Origin of the sequence: Streptomyces sp. 135, assembly GCF_020026305.1 — a bacterium.
Lineage (GTDB): Bacteria > Actinomycetota > Actinomycetes > Streptomycetales > Streptomycetaceae > Streptomyces.
In genome coordinates this window covers 6,298,966-6,314,605 of the sequence record NZ_CP075691.1, presented here as the reverse complement: position 1 = coordinate 6,314,605, position 15,640 = coordinate 6,298,966, and the positions used below count along the sequence as shown (strand labels likewise).

Genomic DNA, 15,640 nt, shown 5'->3' with positions numbered 1-15,640 from the left:
AGACGCTAACGCCTGCCACTGACAATCCGCCCCGACGCCCGTCCAGCCTGTGGATAACTCAAGGCCGTCCCTCACCGAAATCCTGCGCAGCGGGCCAGGGATCCTCCCTCGCGCCCCTGGAAAATGACCGCCGGACACCCTATAAGAATGGATGTTCGATTTTAGTGTCAAGCGTGGCACGCCGCACCGCCCGGCGATCCGGGACGGTGGCCCGAACCCTGGCTGGGGCGCGGTGCCGCGAGGCAGAATCCTCCGCTGTGATGATCACCGCGGACGAACTCAACCGGGCCACCCTCAGCCGCCAGCTGCTGCTGAAGCGCGAGCCACTGACCGTCCAGGACGGGATACGGCGCGTGGTCGCGCTCCAAGCGCAGCACCCGGCCTCGCCGTACGTCGCGCTCTGGAACCGGCTCGCCGACTTCGCTCCCGGCGAGCTCGACGCCGCCTTCACCGAGCGCACGGTGATCAAGGCGACCCTCATGCGGATCACGCTGCACACCGTGCACGGTGCGGACTACCGGGACTTCCGCGAGGCGATGCAGCCGACGCTGTACGGTTCCCGGCTCGGTTACCGCTTCGCCGCGACGGGCCTGACGCCCGCGGACGGCGAGGAGCTGGTGCCGGAGCTGCTGGCCTTCGCCGACCGCCCGCGGACCTCGGCCGAGATGCAGGCGTGGGTCGAGGAGCGGCTCGGCGCCGAGAAGGCGGCCGGGGCGTGGTGGGGACTGAAGGCCTACGCGCCGCTGCACCACGCCGCGACCGGCGCCCCGTGGTCGTTCGGCGTCCGGCCGTCTTTCGTGGCGGCCGATGCCGGGCCCCCTCCCACAGGGCGGGCGGTGCGGCCGGAGGCGTTGCGCGCCCTTCTCCTGCGGTACCTGGCCGGCTTCGGGCCCGCTTCAGTGGCGGACATGGCCCAGTTCTCCATGGTGCAGAGGGCGCCCGTCCGTGCGGCACTCCGCACCCTGGAGGGGACCGTCGAGGCGCTCCAGGGGCCGGACGGCGGCACCCTCTTCGATCTCCCCGGCGCTCCTCGCCCGGCCGCGGACACACCCGCCCCGCCCCGTCTTCTGGCGATGTGGGACAGCGTCCTGCTGGCCTACGCCGACCGCAGCCGGGTGATACCCCCGGCCTACCGCCCCCTGGTGATCCGCAACAACGGCGACGTGCTGCCCACCCTGCTGGTGGACGGCCGTGTCGCCGGGGTGTGGCGGCAGGTGGACGGCGCCATCGAGGCCACGGCCTTCCATCCCCTGTCCTCCGCGACCTGGGACGGGCTCGCCACGGAGGCCCGCTCCCTGCTGGCGCTCCTCACCGGCCGCGGGACGAAGGTCTACAGCCGCCACCATTACTGGTGGGCCAAGCTCCCCGAGGCCGAGGTCCGGTTGCTGGCATAGCGAGCGGAGGTGTGGGGCCTCCTGTCCTGCTGAGGTGCTCTGGACGTCGGTCCCGCCGACGCCCGCCGCAGCCTACGGACGCCCGTCCGGCTTCGGCCTCGTCTCGGACTCCGCCGCCGCCCCCGGTTCATTCGGCCCGCGCAAAGCGCGCCGCACGCGCGCGAGGAGGGTCGGTCCGACCCTGCGCCGGTGACCGTGCACCCGGGGGTCGTCGGTGACGTCGTACCGCTTCACGTACGCCCCGAGGAAGGCCTGAAGGGTCGCGACGGCGGGGATGGCGATAAGCGCACCGACCGCTCCGAGGAGTGCCGTCCCCGCGATGACCGACCCGAAGGCGACCGCGGGGTGGATGTCCACGCTCTTGGCGGTGAGCTTCGGCTGCAGCACGTAATTTTCGAACTGCTGGTAGATCACGACGAAGATCAGTACCCAGAGCGCGTACCAGGGATCGACCGTGAAGGCGATCAGCATCGGCAGGGCGCCCGCCAGATACGTGCCGATGGTGGGGATGAACTGGGAGACCAGGCCCACCCACACCGCGAGCACGGGCGCGTAGGGGACGTCGAGCGTCTGGAGCAGGATGTAGTGGGCGATCCCGGAGATCAGCGCCATCAGCCCGCGCGAGTACAGATAGCCGCCGGTCTTGTCGACCGCGATCTCCCAGGCGCGCAGCACCTCGGCCTGCCTGGCGGGCGGCAGCACCGAGCACAGCGCGCGCCGCAGCCGCGGTCCGTCGGCCGCGAAGTAGAACGAGAACAGCAGGATCGTCAGGAGTTGGAAGAGGCCGCCGAGGACCTGCGCGGAGACGTCCAGGACGCCGCTGGCGCTGTTCTGCACGTACTTCTGGAGCCAGTCGGAGTGGACCAGGCTGTCCTGCACCTCGACGCGGGAGAGGTCCGTGTGGAACGTCTGGTTGATCCAGCTGATGACCTTGTCGAGGTAGTCGGGGAAGTCCTCGACCATGTCCACGATCTGTCCGGCGAGCATCGAGCCCATCAGCGTGACGAAGCCCGCGCTCACGATCATGACGCCCATGAAGACGATGAACGTGGCGAAGCCCCTGCGCAGCCCGCGTGCCGCCATCCAGCTCACCGCCGGCTCGACCGCGAGGGCCAGGAAGAACGCGATCAGGACATTGATCAGCAGCCCGGTCAGCTGGTGGAAGGCCCAACTGCCCAGCTGGAAGCAGGCGATGAGCGCGAGGGCGAGCACCATGGCGCGTGGCAGCCAGCGCGGCATGTGGGCGCCGTTCCCCGCCTCGGCATCGGCGGGGGGCCGCGGGGGCGGCGGCGTGCCGAACGGAGCGATGTCCTGGGTGACCTGCGCGGTCTCGTCTGTGGATGCCACGGGCCCAGTCTCGCCCACGCCGCCGGCAAACGGCCGCCGCCCCCGCATCTCGGGACGGCTCACGCGCGCGTGGTGCCCTTCGGCGTGAACCAACCGCCCTGAAGTCAGCGCTTTTCGGCCGGTACGTCCATGGCCGTGCAGACCGCGCGCCACACGTCCTTGGCGTCCCAGCCCGCGTCCAGCGCCTCATTGACCGTACGGCCGCCCAGTTCCGACATCACATGATCGCGCGCGAACGAGTCGGCGTACCCCGCTCCGAAGTGAGCCGCCATCCGCTGCCAGAAAACCGTCAACCGCATGCCTTCAGTATCGCGCCCCTGAGAGTGCAGCCGGGCTCAGGGGGCTTGCCGGGGCCGCTTTCCGCCCTACGGTCGGGACATGGCCGAAACCGGAGCATCCCCCGACCCAGTGCCCTCCCCCGACGCGGCGCCCTCCCCGGTAGCCCGCGCCGAGCACTTCGTCTGGCTCACCGCGCGCGTCCTGGAGCAGCGGCGGTTCGCGTACCACTTCCCCACGAAGGCCGTCGGCACGGGCCGCGACCAGGCCGCGGACGCGGTGGAGACCGCCCTCGCCGCGTACGCCACCGCGGACGGCGGGTACGGCTACGCGCTCGAACCCGATCTGCGGGGCCCCGTGAGCCAGCCGCTGCACACCGGGCACGCGCTGCGGGTCCTGGACTCGATCCGACGCTGCGGCGGGCAGCGGGTGGAGCGCGTGTGCCGCTATCTGACGGCGGTCTCGACACCTGAGGGTGCTCTCCCCGCGATCCATCCCAGCCAGCGTGGCTACCCTTCGGCGCCGTTCGTGCCCATCGTGGACGACCCGCCCAGCGAGCTGCTCGCCACCGGACCCGTGGTGGGCCTGCTGCACCGGAACGACGTGTGGCACGCCTGGCTCTTCCGGGCCACGGACTTCTGCTGGGCGGCCGTCGAATCGCTGGAGAAGTCGCACCCCTACGAAGTCCAGGCGGCGGTCGCCTTCCTGGACGGCGTGCCCGACCGCTCGCGCGCGCAGGCCGCCGCCGACCGCCTCGGCCGCCTCGTGCGCGAGCAGCGCCTGGCCGCGCTGGACCCGGATGACCTGGACGCGTATCCGGTGTCGCCGGGGTACGCGCCGGGCGAGCACCACTTCCCGCACGACTTCGCGAAGGCCCCCGAGTCGCTCGCGCGCGCGTGGTTCACCGACGCCGAGATGGAGCGCTCGCTGGACTTCCTGGCGCGGGAACAGCAGGAGGACGGCGGCTGGCCGATCCGCTGGCGGCAGTGGGCGCCGGGCACGGCCTTCGAGTCGCGTCCGATCGTGACGATCGAGGCGCTGCGCACCCTGCGGGCGTACGGGCGGCCCATCGACTGAGTCGTCGGCCGCCCTCGGGTCGGCATCGCGACAGGGCGGGCGGCACCGGCGGCCGTCACCCCTCGTCGCCGGCCCCCTCTCCTCGCCCCCGGCGCGACACCATTTCCGCAGGTCGACGCCGTTGTCAGTGGCGGGGTGCACGATGGGGTCATGGTCAGCTCCACGTCCGGTGCCCACGGCGCCCTCGACGCGTTCTCCCCCGCGACCCGCGGCTGGTTCACGGGGGCTTTCTCCGCGCCCACCTCCGCCCAGACCGGCGCGTGGCGGGCGATCGCCGAGGGGTCCGACGTGTTGGTCGTGGCGCCCACGGGATCCGGCAAGACCCTGGCCGCGTTCTTGGCCGCGCTGGACCAGCTGGCCTCGACCCCGCCGCCCGCGGACCCGAAGAAGCGCTGCCGGGTGCTGTACGTCTCCCCGCTCAAAGCCCTCGCGGTCGACGTGGAACGCAACCTGCGCAGTCCCTTGACCGGCATCCGCCAAGAGGCCGTGCGCCTCGGCATGCCCGAGCCGGAGGTGCGCGTCGGCATCCGCTCGGGTGACACCCCTGCCGCCGAGCGCCGTGCCCTGGCGACCCGCCCGCCGGACATCCTGATCACCACCCCCGAGTCGCTCTTCCTGATGCTCACCTCGGCCACACGGGAAGCGCTCACCGGCATCGAGACGGTGATCCTCGACGAGGTGCACGCCGTCGCGGGCACCAAGCGCGGCGCCCATCTCGCCCTGTCCCTGGAGCGGCTGGACGAGCTGCTGCCGAAGCCCGCGCGTCGCATCGGCCTCTCGGCGACGGTGCGGCCGGTGGACGAGGTGGCGCGCTATCTCTCCCCGAAGCGGAAGGTGGAGATCGTCCAGCCGCCGTCCGGCAAGGAATTCGACCTTTCGGTGGTCGTGCCGGTCGAGGATCTCGGCGAGTTGGGCGGCTCCCCGGTCGCCGATTCCGGGGACGGCGGGGGCCCGGCGGCGGAGCGTCCCTCGATCTGGCCGCACGTCGAGGAGCGCATCACCGACCTCGTCCAGGCGCACCGCTCGACGATCGTCTTTGCCAACTCCCGCCGCCTGGCCGAGCGCCTGTGCAACCGCCTCAACGAAATCGCGTACGAACGGACGACCGGGGAGGCCCTCCCCGAGGACCACTCCCCGGCGGAGCTGATGGCCGAGTCAGGCGCCGCCAAGGGCGCCCCGCCGGTCCTGGCGCGCGCCCATCACGGCTCGGTCTCCAAGGAGCAGCGCGCCCAGGTGGAGGAGGACCTGAAGGCGGGCAGGCTGCCGGCCGTCGTCGCCACCTCCAGCCTGGAGCTCGGCATCGACATGGGCGCGGTCGACCTGGTCGTGCAGGTCGAGTCGCCGCCGTCCGTCGCCTCCGGGCTCCAGCGCGTGGGCCGCGCGGGCCACCAGGTGGGCGCTGTCTCCACCGGGGTCGTCTTCCCCAAGTACCGCGGCGACCTGGTCCAGGCCGCCGTCGTCACGGAGCGGATGCGCACGGGCTCCATCGAGTCGCTGCGCGTCCCGGCCAATCCTCTGGACGTGCTGGCGCAGCAGCTGGTGGCGATGGTCGCGCTCGACACCTGGCAGGTCGACGACCTCCTGACGGTGGTCCGCCGGGCCGCCTCCTTCGCCTCGCTCCCGGAGTCCGCCTTCACGGCCGTCCTCGACATGCTCGCGGGCCGCTACCCCTCCGACGCCTTCGCGGAGCTGCGGCCCCGCGTGGTCTGGGACCGCGTGGCGGGCACGGTCACGGGGCGGCCCGGCGCGCAGCGCCTCGCGGTCACCTCCGGAGGCACGATCCCCGACCGCGGCCTCTTCGGGGTCTTCCTCGCGGGCGCCGACCCGAAGAAGGGCGGCGGCCGCGTCGGAGAGCTCGACGAGGAGATGGTGTACGAGTCCCGGATCGGGGACGTCTTCACGCTCGGCACCAGCTCCTGGCGCATCGAGGACATCACCCGAGACCGCGTCCTCGTCTCCCCCGCTCCCGGTGTCCCCGGCCGGCTGCCCTTCTGGAAGGGCGACCAGCTGGGCCGCCCGCTCGAACTGGGCCGTGCGCTCGGCGCGTTCCTCAGGGAGGTCGGCGCGCTCTCGCGGGAGGACGCGCGCGTGCGGCTGCTCGCCGCGGGGCTCGACTCCTGGGCCGCCGACAACGTCCTGTCGTACCTCGCGGAACAGCGCGAGGCCTGCGGACACATCCCGGACGACCGCACGATCGTGGTCGAGCGGTTCCGTGACGAGCTGGGCGACTGGCGGGTCGTCGTGCACTCCCCCTTCGGCGCCCAGGTACATGCCCCGTGGGCCCTCGCCCTGGGCGCCCGCCTGACCGAGCGGTACGGCATGGACGCCCAGGTCATGCACGCCGACGACGGCATCGTGCTGCGCCTGCCGGACGCCGACCTGATGGGCCTGGACCTCCTCGACCAGGACCCGACCGGGCCCCCTGTGGAGTACGACGCGGAGAAGGCCCCCGTAGGCGCCGGTGACGTCGTCTTCGACAAGGGCGAGGTCAACCAGATCGTCACCGACCAGGTGGGCGGCTCGGCCCTGTTCGCCTCCCGCTTCCGGGAGTGCGCCGCCCGCGCCCTGCTGTTGCCGCGCCGCAGCCCCGGCAAGCGCACCCCTCTGTGGCAGCAGCGCCAGCGCGCCGCCCAACTGCTCGAAGTCGCGAGCGAGTACGGGTCGTTCCCGATCGTCCTGGAGGCCGTCAGGGAGTGCCTCCAGGACGTCTTCGACGTACCGGGCCTCACGGAACTGATGGGCGACATCGAGTCCCGCAGCGTCCGCCTCGTCGAGGTCACCACCCCCGAGCCCTCCCCCTTCGCCCGCTCCCTCCTGTTCGGATACGTGGCGCAGTTCCTGTACGAGGGCGACTCCCCCCTGGCCGAGCGGCGCGCGGCGGCCCTCTCCCTGGACTCCCATCTGCTCGCGGAGCTGCTCGGCCAGGCCGAGCTGCGCGAGCTGCTCGACGCGGACGTCCTCGCCGAGCTGGAGCAGGAGCTCCAGTGGCGCACGGAGGACCGGCGGATCAAGGACTCCGAAGGTGTCGCCGACCTGCTGCGGCTGCTCGGACCGCTCACCGATGCCGAGCTGGCCGAGCGCGGCGCCGAGGCCGAGTGGGCGGCCGAGCTGGGCTCCGCCCGCCGCGCCATCCGGGTCCGCATCGCCGGGGCCGACCACTGGGCGGCGATCGAGGACGCGGGCCGCCTGCGGGACGCCCTCGGCACGGCCCTGCCCGTGGGGGTCCCCGAAGCGTTCACCGAGCCGGTCAAGGACCCCCTCGGTGACCTCCTGGCCCGCTTCGCCCGCACGCACGGCCCGTTCACCTCCGCCACCGCCGCCGCCCGCTTCGGCCTCGGGACCGCGGTCACGGAGGGCGCGCTGCAACGCCTCGCGGCGAACGGCCGTGTCGTACAGGGAGAGTTCCACCCCGCGGGCATCGGCCAGGAGTGGTGCGACGCCACGGTCCTGCGCCGTCTGCGCCGTCGCTCCCTGGCGGCCCTGCGGCATGAGCTGGAGCCGGTGCCTCCGTCGGCGCTCGCCCAGTTCCTGCCCCAGTGGCAGCACCTGAGCGGCCATGGGCTGCGCGGCATCGACGGGCTGGTGCGCGCCGTCGAGCAATTGCAGGGGGCGACCGTCCCGGCCTCCGCCCTCGAAAAGCTCGTTCTGCCCTCGCGCGTCTCCGGCTACACCCCCGCCATGCTCGACGAACTCACCGCGGCCGGCGAGGTGGTCTGGGCGGGCGCCGGGTCCCTGCCGGGAAAGGACGGCTGGGTTTCCCTCTACCTGGCCGACACGGCACCGCTGCTCCTGCCGCCGGCTCACCCCCTGGAGCTCACGGCCCTGCACCAGTCCGTGCTGGACACCCTCTCCGGGGGGTACGGCCTCTTCTTCCGCCAGATCGCCGACCAGGTCCGCGCGACCACGCACCCGGAGGCCTCCGATCCGCAGCTGGCCGACGCGATCTGGGAGCTGGCCTGGTCAGGACGGCTCACGAACGACACGCTCGCCCCGATGCGTTCGCTCCTCGGCTCCGGGCGCACCGCGGGCTCCACGGCCCACCGCGCCAAGCGAGGCATCCCGCGCGGGCGCTACGGCTCCTTGACCGCCGCCGCCCGCACCGCCTCGCGCACCGTCTCCCGCACCGGCCCCCCGACGGTCGCGGGCCGCTGGTCGCTGCTCCCGGAGCGTGAGCCCGACCCGACGCTGCGCGCCCACGCCCTGGCCCGCACCCTCCTGGACCGGCACGGCGTGGTCACCCGCGGCGCGGTGGCCGCCGAAGGCGTGGAAGGCGGCTTCTCGGCGACGTACCGGGTCCTGTCCGCCTTCGAGGACAGCGGTCAGGCCCGGCGGGGTTACGTCGTGGAGGGGCTCGGCGCGGCCCAGTTCGCGATGGACGGCGCGGTGGACCGCCTGCGCGCCACGGCGAACACCCGGGAGCGTACGGACAGCACCCGGCCCTCCGACGCCCAGGCCACTGTCGTCCTCGCCGCCGCCGACCCCGCCAACGCGTACGGCGCCGCCCTGTCCTGGCCCGAGCCACCGGCCGGCGCGAGCCACAAGCCCGGCCGCAAGGCGGGCTCCCTGGTGGTTCTGGTCGACGGCGAACTGACGCTCTATATGGAGCGCGGCGGCAAGACGCTCCTGGCCTGGCCCGCGACCCCGGAGGACCCAGTCACCGAGGACCCCCGCCTGCACGTCGCCGCCGAAGCCCTGGCCTCAGCCGCCCGAGCAGGCTCGCTCGGCACGGTCACGGTGGAGCGGATCAACGGCGCCGCGGCCCTGACCTCCCCTTTCGCGCCCCTCCTGGAAGGAGCCGGCTTCCACGCCACCCCCCGGGGCCTGCGACTGCGCGCATAGCTCCTCCCCACGTCCGCCGCAGGCCAGCCAGGCCGAGCCTCACGGCCAGCCGCAGGCCCCGCGCAGACTCAGCGCAGGGCTGCGCCCTCACGCCCGGCCTAGCCGGGGACTCAGCGCAGGGCGGCGCCTCCAAACCCGGCCCAACCCGAGCTCAGCCCGGACTCAGCTCAGGGCTGCCCCTGCCCCTGACCCAGCCCGCACCCCCGACGCAGCCCAGCCCAGGACCGCGGGCTCCCACACACCCCGGCCCCACCGCCAACGCCCGCGCCCCACCAACGGCACCCGCCCAGCGCCCAGCCGCCGCACCCACCAACCCACCCCGCCCCACCCCCCACCCCGCCCCTCCATGCCACCCTGGACCCATGCCCGAAGGTGACACCGTCCACCAGGCAGCCCGGCGTCTGCACACCGCCCTCGCCGGGCACGCCCTCACGCGCTCCGACCTCCGCGTCCCCAAGCTCGCGACGGTCGACCTCACCGGACGCACCGTCCTGGACGTGACCGCACGCGGCAAGCACCTCCTCACCCGGATCGAGGGCGGGCTCACCCTGCACTCGCACCTGCGCATGGACGGCATCTGGCGCATCTACGCCCCCGGGGAGCCCTGGCGCGGCGGCCCAGGGCATCAGATCCGGGCGATCCTCGGCACCGCGGAGCGCACCGCCGTCGGCTACCGCCTGCCCGTCCTCGACCTGCTCCGTACCGCCGACGAGGACAAGGCCGTGGGCCACCTGGGCCCCGACCTCCTCGGCCCCGACTGGGACCCCGAGCGCGCGCTGGAGAACGTCCTCGCGACGCCCGAGCGCGCCCTCGGCGAGGCCCTCCTGGACCAGCGCAACCTCGCGGGCATCGGCAACATCTACAAGAGCGAACTCTGCTTCCTCCTGGGCACCACCCCCTGGCTCCCCGTAGGTGAACTCCCCGAGGAGACGGCCGCCCGCCTGCCCGGCCTCGCCAAGAAGCTTCTGGAAGCCAACCGCGACCGCCCTTCCCGCACCACTACCGGCCGCCCCCGCACCGGTCAGCGCCTGTACGTGTACGGCCGCGCGCCCCGCCCCTGCCTGCGCTGCGGCACCTCGATCCGCGTGGCGGAGCAGGGCGACGGCTCCCGCAGCCGCCCCACCTACTGGTGCCCCACCTGCCAGCAGGGCCCGACCCCCTGACGTACCCCTCCCCCGGCACACACGCCCAGGCCCAAACCCAGGCCGCCGCACACACCTAGTTGACGCCCCGTCAGCTCAGCCGTACCGTCCCGTCATGGCCGTCAAGGCGTACGACCTCACCGGGCGCACCGCGTTCGTCACCGGCGCCGCGAGCGGCATCGGCCGCGCCTCGGCTCTGCTCCTGGCCGAGGCAGGCGCCACCGTCCACTGCGCCGACCGCGACGCCCGGAAACTCCACGAGACCACGGCGCTCATCAAGGCGGCCGGCGGCGAGGCCCACGCCCACGAACTCGATGTCGCCGACAAAGAACAGATCGACCGAGCCGTCGCGCAAGCCGCGGCCACCACCGGCACAGACACCGGCACCGGCACAGGCACCGGCCGACTCGACATCATGGCGGCCATCGCCGGAATCATGCACAGCAGCCCGGTCCTGGAGACTCGCGATAAGGACCTCGACCGGGTTCTGGACATCAACTTCAAGGGCGTCCTGTACGCGTGCCAGGCCGCGGCCCGAGTCATGATCGAGGCGGGTAGGGGCGGCAGCATCATCACCATGGCCTCGGGAGCCGTGGACACCGGCGGCCCCGGACTCCTCTGCTACGGGGCGTCGAAGGCAGCCGTCGTACAGCTCACGAAGACCCTGGCGACGGAGGTCGGCCCGCACGCCATCCGGGTCAACGCCGTGGCGCCGGGCTGGATCCGCACTCCGATGACCGAGCGCCACGACACCCAGGCCCAGGCGCATACGGAAGGGGTCATGACACGGATGTCACCCCTGGGCCGCGTCGGCGAACCGGACGACATCGCACACGCCGTGCTGTACCTCGCGTCCGACGCCTCGTCCTTCACGACGGGCCAGATCCTCCGCCCGAACGGCGGCGTCGCCATGCCTTGGTAGCACGCCACCGCACCCCGGCGACCCGCTCCCGCCAGGCACTGCGCCCCGCACGCCTCGAAGTCGCCCCCGCGCGCTTCAAAGCCGCCCCCGCACGCCGCGAAGCCGACCGCGCCCGCACCCCCGAAGCTCCTGCACCCTTCGCCCGCCCCTCCGCCCGCCCCTTCGGCACACAGTGCACGGGAAGCAGACTCAACCCCCACCCCCCAGCCGCGGCCGCCCCTTCCAACGCCCCCGCGTCGGGCGCGAGGGCGAGCCGCAGTACTCCCCACCACCACACCACGCCGACCGCGACGAGAGGCGCCCACCGCACCACCCGCCACGTCACGACTATTCGGCGCACGGCCGTCACGGCTCTCACCTCCCGCCACGCGAGATCGACGCTAGGCCCCCCGGTTCATCCCGCGGGAGGGCGCATCCGAGGGCGCGCCGACGGCGCGGGAAGCACTACGGCCCCTACGCCACACCACCGGCGGCGCGCCACACCACCCCGTACTCCGCCAGGCCTTCTCAGCCCTTCTCAACCGTTCTGGGCCCTTCTCGGCCGTTCTCAGCCGTTCTCGGCCTGGAACATCCAGTGATGCTTCTCGAGATCGGCCGTGATGCCGATGAAGATGTCCTGGCTGACCGGATCCGCCTCACCGGTCGCGTCGATCCGCTCACGGAAGCGCGTGATCACCGCGCCCAGCGCGTCCACGAGCACCCCGATCGCGTCCGCGTCCTTGATCCAGCCCTCGGGGGTCTTGCCGATGCCGCTGCTCTGTGCCACGGTCGCCGCACGCCCGTCGGGCGAGACACCGAGCGTGGAGGCACGCTCCGCCACCGTGTCGGAGTGCTGCCTCGCGGTGTCGACGACCTCGTCCAGCTGCAGATGTACGGAGCGGAAACGCGGCCCGATGACATTCCAGTGGACCTGCTTGGCCACCAACGACAGGTCGACCAGGTCCACCAGCGCGCCCTGCAGCGCCTCCGAGACCGTCTTCTGATCCGCGTCGGACAGCGGGCTCTTGGCGACGTACATCTGTCTCCTCCAACTCATCGACGAACGAGTGAAACCCTCATCAACCATGGCACAAGTAAGCCAATATGGCTGATTAGAGGCTTTCAAACCACTTCCGGGCTTCAATCCGATTAACGTGCTTAAACCCGGTTTGCGGGCTTCAAGCCGGTTAACGGGCGTCAACCCGACTAAGTGGTCTTCTGTCCCGTCCCGGAGCTTCTACACGGGACGTCCGTCCCTTCGGGGAACGCAGAAGGTCCCGACCGGGTACCCGGTCGGGACCTTCACACGCATGAGCGCTCAGCCAGGAAGCACGTCAGCGGTCAGCACACGTCACACCACGGCGTCATCACGCCGCGACGACGTCCACCGCCTCGGCCGGCGCCTTGATCGTCACCCGTTCCGGTGGCACACCGGCCACGGAGACGGAATTGAGCATCGGGCGAACCGGCGCGCGCACCGGTTCCGTGACTGCTGCAGACTCAGCCAGCTCCGCGAGCGACAGTTCGTCGCTCACTTCACGCATCAGCTCGGACATCCGTACGTCAAGCGCGTCGCAGATCGCGGAAAGCAGCTCGGAGGAAGCCTCCTTCTGCCCCCGCTCCACCTCGGAGAGATAGCCGAGCGAGACTCGGGCGGACGAGGAGACTTCGCGCAGAGTACGGCCCTGGCGCTGGCGCTGCCGACGCAGCACGTCACCCAGCAGGCGACGGAGCAGAATCATCGGTGGCTCCCTCCTCGGACCGCGTAGCCGCATCCTTCACGCCCCACCGTACCGCCTCGTGCGGCGGCCGTGCGGGGAGCGATGTCGTGTTCACTCAGGGCTGCAAACATCAATTCCCCCCGTTCTGTTCCGTATCCTGTGCCCGCCCGTTCCCGGCAGGTTCGTCCGCGAGCTGCTCCAGCAGCAGCGTCAGCACGCTCCGTACACTCTCCATACGGATTTCCGAACGGTCTCCGTTCAACCGCAGGGCGGCGACTTTCCCCTCGGCTCCGCCACCGGCGTAACCCCGCATACCGTCCAGGCCGGGCCCCGCGACGGCCACGAAGACGGTGCCGACGGGCTTGCCGTCCTGGGAGTCGGGCCCCGCGACACCGGTCGTCGCGATACCCCAGTCGGCGCCCAGCGCCTTGCGCACCCCGACCGCCATCTGCCGGGCGACCTCGGGATCCACGGCTCCGCGTTCGTCCAGCAGAGTGCCCTCGACGCCGAGCACGTCCCGCTTCAGGTCGGTCGCGTACGCCGTGACGGACCCCCGGAAGACCACCGAGGCGCCCGGCGCCGCCGTGATCTCCGCGGCCACCAGGCCCCCGGTGAGCGACTCGGCGACGGCCAGCGTCTCGCCGCGCGCGGCCAAGAGCCGCAGCAGCCTGCTCGCCGACACCGCGACAGCCGAGAGTCCGGGGGATGTCACTTCGCTGCCTCCCGGGCGGACTCCGTTGCCGCCGTACGCTCCTCGGCCCTGCCCTGCTTGCGCAGCACCACGGCCTGCTTCACATAGTCGAGCGCGGTCACCACCGTCAGTACGACGGCGACCGCCATCACCCAGAACCGCAGTGTCGCGAGCGGCCCCGTCAGGGCGAGAACGTACATGCCGACCGCCGTGCCCTGCGCGAGCGTCTTCATCTTGCCGCCGCGACTGGCCGGAATGACTCCATAGCGGATCACCCAGAACCGCAGCAGGGTGATGCCGAGCTCACGTCCGAGAATCACCCCGGTGACCCACCAGGGCAAGTCCCCGAGCCACGACAGGCAGATCAGCGCGGCCCCCATGATCGCCTTGTCGGCGATGGGGTCGGCGATCTTCCCGAAGTCCGTGACCAGGTTGTATGTGCGTGCCAGATGCCCGTCGAAGAGGTCGGTGATCATGGCGACGGCGAAGGCGGCCCAGGCGAAGGAGCGCCAGGCCGGGTCATATCCGCCGTTGCCGAGAAGCAGCATCACGAAGCCCGGCACGAGCAGCAGGCGGAGCATGGTCAACAGGTTGGCCACGTTCCACAGGCTGGCCTGATCGACAGCCACAGCGCCCAGCTTCCCGCCACGCACCGGCTTGGCGCCCGGAGCGCCGTGCGCGCCGGAGCCGCCTGACGCGGATGCCGGGACTCCGGTCATCTGCCGGCCTCCTCTGGACATTCAGCCACCAAGTCCACGCCCTCCGTGCCGACGACCTTTGCCATGACCATACGGCCGACCTGGAGACCCTCGGAGGCGCCCGGGCCCGTCAGACGGATCTGGCCGTCCGTCTCCGGAGCCTGGTGCTCGGCCCGGCCCAGCGGCCCGTCCTCCTCGTCGAGGGACTCGACGAGGACCTGGACGCTCTCGCCGAGCCGCTCCTCGGCACGCTGCGAGGTGAGGTCCTCGGCGAGCCGCGCGATGTGCGCGAGCCGCTCGTCGACGACGTCCTGGTCGAGCTTCCCGTCGTACGTCGCCGCTTCGGTGCCCTCCTCGTCGGAGTACCCGAAGACGCCGATGGCGTCCAGGCGCGCGCCGGTCAGGAACCGCTCCAGCTCCGCGACGTCGCCCTCGGTCTCGCCGGGGAAGCCGACGATGAAGTTCGAGCGGACACCGGCCTGCGGCGCCTTGGCCCGAATGGTGTCCAGGAGCTCCAGGAAGCGGTCGGTGTCGCCGAAGCGCCGCATCGCGCGCAGCACGCCGGGCGCGGAGTGCTGGAAGGACAGGTCGAAGTAGGGGGCGACCTTCTCCGTCGAGGTGAGTACGTCGATGAGTCCGGGGCGCATCTCGGCGGGCTGGAGGTAGCTGACGCGCACGCGCTCGATCCCGTCGACGGCGGCCAGCTCGGGCAGGAGCGTCTCCAGGAGCCGGATGTCGCCGAGGTCCTTGCCGTAGGAGGTGTTGTTCTCGGAGACGAGCATGACCTCCTTGACGCCCTGCTCGGCGAGCCAGCGGGTCTCGCCGAGGACGTCGGAGGGCCGGCGCGAGATGAAGGAGCCGCGGAAGGACGGGATGGCGCAGAACGAGCAGCGCCGGTCGCAGCCGGAGGCCAGCTTCACCGAGGCGACGGGGCTGCTGCCGAGGCGGCGGCGCAGCGGGGCGCGTGGCCCGGACGCGGGCGCGACGCCCTCGGGCAAATCCTTGGGGGCCTCCACCGGGGCGTGCCCGGGCAGGGCGACCCCGGCCCCGGCGTCCTGCCGCTCCGCCGGGCTGATCGGCAGGAGCTTGCGCCGGTCACGCGGGGTGTGCGCCTCGACGCTGCCGCCGCTCAGGATGGTCTGGAGACGGCTGGAGATGTCGGAGTAGTCGTCGAAGCCGAGCACGCCGTCGGCCTCGGGGAGCGCGTCGGCGAGTTCCTTGCCGTACCGCTCGGCCATGCAGCCGACCGCGACGACGGCCTGGGTCCTGCCGTGACCCTTGAGATCATTGGCTTCGAGCAGGGCGTCGACGGAGTCCTTCTTGGCGGCTTCGACGAAGCCGCAGGTGTTGACGACGGCGACGTCTGCGTCCTCGGCGTCCTCGACGAGCTGCCAGCCATCCGCCTCCAAGCGGCCTGCGAGCTCCTCCGAGTCCACCTCGTTACGGGCGCAGCCAAGAGTGACAAGGGCGACGGTGCGGCGTTCGGGCATGGTCTCAAGACTACTTCGTCCACGCCTCGGCCCCCGCCGCCAGGGTTACCCGGCGGTCGGTACG

13 protein-coding genes are annotated in these 15,640 nt (G+C 72.0%); 5 read left to right on the top strand and 8 right to left on the bottom strand.

Annotation, left to right across the window (positions count from 1 at the left end):
* Positions 1–257 precede the first annotated feature (257 nt).
* Complete coding sequence (locus tag KKZ08_RS28510; RefSeq protein WP_223777148.1) at positions 258–1,394, top strand: winged helix DNA-binding domain-containing protein; 1,137 nt, start codon at positions 258–260, stop codon at positions 1,392–1,394.
* Positions 1,395–1,466: 72 nt separating this feature from the next.
* Here KKZ08_RS28510 and KKZ08_RS28505 read toward each other — a convergent pair whose 3' ends face one another.
* Together KKZ08_RS28505 and KKZ08_RS28500 are read right to left on the bottom strand one after the other, a co-directional pair.
* Positions 1,467–2,741, bottom strand: a complete 1,275-nt coding sequence (locus tag KKZ08_RS28505; protein WP_223777147.1) for an AI-2E family transporter — start codon at positions 2,739–2,741, stop codon at positions 1,467–1,469.
* A gap of 104 nt (positions 2,742–2,845) precedes the next feature.
* On the bottom strand, positions 2,846–3,040 hold the full coding sequence (locus KKZ08_RS28500; RefSeq protein WP_127910735.1) for a DUF3046 domain-containing protein: 195 nt from the start codon (positions 3,038–3,040) through the stop codon (positions 2,846–2,848).
* 79 nt (positions 3,041–3,119) lie between these two features.
* Here KKZ08_RS28500 and KKZ08_RS28495 point away from each other — a divergent pair, with 79 nt between their 5' ends.
* From KKZ08_RS28495 to KKZ08_RS28480, 4 genes are all read left to right on the top strand, one after another.
* Positions 3,120–4,094: a hypothetical protein gene (locus KKZ08_RS28495; RefSeq protein ID WP_223777146.1), complete on the top strand. Its 975-nt coding sequence runs from the start codon at positions 3,120–3,122 to the stop codon at positions 4,092–4,094.
* A 150-nt stretch (positions 4,095–4,244) separates the two neighbouring features.
* On the top strand, positions 4,245–8,933 hold the full coding sequence (locus KKZ08_RS28490; RefSeq protein WP_223777145.1) for an ATP-dependent helicase: 4,689 nt from the start codon (positions 4,245–4,247) through the stop codon (positions 8,931–8,933).
* 362 nt (positions 8,934–9,295) lie between these two features.
* The gene (locus tag KKZ08_RS28485) at positions 9,296–10,096 is read left to right on the top strand and encodes a DNA-formamidopyrimidine glycosylase family protein (protein ID WP_223777144.1); all 801 of its coding nucleotides are present in this window, start codon (positions 9,296–9,298) and stop codon (positions 10,094–10,096) included.
* 94 nt (positions 10,097–10,190) lie between these two features.
* A complete protein-coding gene (locus KKZ08_RS28480; protein ID WP_223777143.1) occupies positions 10,191–10,997 on the top strand; it encodes an SDR family NAD(P)-dependent oxidoreductase in 807 nt (268 codons plus the stop codon).
* On the opposite strand, the gene KKZ08_RS28475 is transcribed toward KKZ08_RS28480, so the two are convergent.
* The 6 genes from KKZ08_RS28475 to rimO form a co-directional block, all read right to left on the bottom strand.
* Positions 10,945–11,310 carry a hypothetical protein gene (locus KKZ08_RS28475; RefSeq protein WP_346657923.1) on the bottom strand — a complete coding sequence of 122 codons (366 nt, stop codon included), beginning with the start codon at positions 11,308–11,310 and terminating at the stop codon, positions 10,945–10,947. The two genes, KKZ08_RS28480 and KKZ08_RS28475, sit on opposite strands and share 53 nt — an antisense overlap.
* A 234-nt stretch (positions 11,311–11,544) precedes the next feature.
* Positions 11,545–12,015: a DNA starvation/stationary phase protection protein gene (locus KKZ08_RS28470; protein ID WP_223777142.1), complete on the bottom strand. Its 471-nt coding sequence runs from the start codon at positions 12,013–12,015 to the stop codon at positions 11,545–11,547.
* Positions 12,016–12,343: 328 nt separating this feature from the next.
* Positions 12,344–12,718, bottom strand: coding sequence for a helix-turn-helix transcriptional regulator (locus tag KKZ08_RS28465; protein ID WP_055529762.1), 375 nt, complete (start codon positions 12,716–12,718; stop codon positions 12,344–12,346).
* Positions 12,719–12,827: 109 nt separating this feature from the next.
* Entirely contained in the window at positions 12,828–13,409 is a 582-nt protein-coding gene (locus KKZ08_RS28460; RefSeq protein ID WP_223777141.1) for a CinA family protein, read from the bottom strand.
* Positions 13,406–14,107, bottom strand: a complete 702-nt coding sequence (gene pgsA / locus KKZ08_RS28455; RefSeq protein ID WP_223777140.1) for a CDP-diacylglycerol--glycerol-3-phosphate 3-phosphatidyltransferase — start codon at positions 14,105–14,107, stop codon at positions 13,406–13,408. The genes KKZ08_RS28460 and pgsA overlap by 4 nt, the downstream gene beginning before the upstream one ends.
* On the bottom strand, positions 14,104–15,576 hold the full coding sequence (gene rimO, locus KKZ08_RS28450) for a 30S ribosomal protein S12 methylthiotransferase RimO (protein ID WP_223777139.1): 1,473 nt from the start codon (positions 15,574–15,576) through the stop codon (positions 14,104–14,106). The genes pgsA and rimO overlap by 4 nt, the downstream gene beginning before the upstream one ends.
* Positions 15,577–15,640: the final 64 nt, after the last annotated feature.

Excerpts from the sequence above, each read along its gene's own strand:
- pgsA (WP_223777140.1), bottom strand. The coding sequence starts at position 14,107 with ATGACCGGAGTCCCGGCATCCGCGTCAGGCGGCTCCGGCGCGCACGGC.
- KKZ08_RS28495 (WP_223777146.1), top strand. The coding sequence starts at position 3,120 with ATGGCCGAAACCGGAGCATCCCCCGACCCAGTGCCCTCCCCCGACGCG.
- KKZ08_RS28470 (WP_223777142.1), bottom strand. The coding sequence starts at position 12,015 with ATGTACGTCGCCAAGAGCCCGCTGTCCGACGCGGATCAGAAGACGGTC.
- KKZ08_RS28465 (WP_055529762.1), bottom strand. The coding sequence starts at position 12,718 with ATGATTCTGCTCCGTCGCCTGCTGGGTGACGTGCTGCGTCGGCAGCGC.
- KKZ08_RS28500 (WP_127910735.1), bottom strand. The coding sequence starts at position 3,040 with ATGCGGTTGACGGTTTTCTGGCAGCGGATGGCGGCTCACTTCGGAGCG.
- rimO (WP_223777139.1), bottom strand. The coding sequence starts at position 15,576 with ATGCCCGAACGCCGCACCGTCGCCCTTGTCACTCTTGGCTGCGCCCGT.
- KKZ08_RS28490 (WP_223777145.1), top strand. The coding sequence starts at position 4,245 with ATGGTCAGCTCCACGTCCGGTGCCCACGGCGCCCTCGACGCGTTCTCC.
- KKZ08_RS28480 (WP_223777143.1), top strand. The coding sequence starts at position 10,191 with ATGGCCGTCAAGGCGTACGACCTCACCGGGCGCACCGCGTTCGTCACC.
- KKZ08_RS28485 (WP_223777144.1), top strand. The coding sequence starts at position 9,296 with ATGCCCGAAGGTGACACCGTCCACCAGGCAGCCCGGCGTCTGCACACC.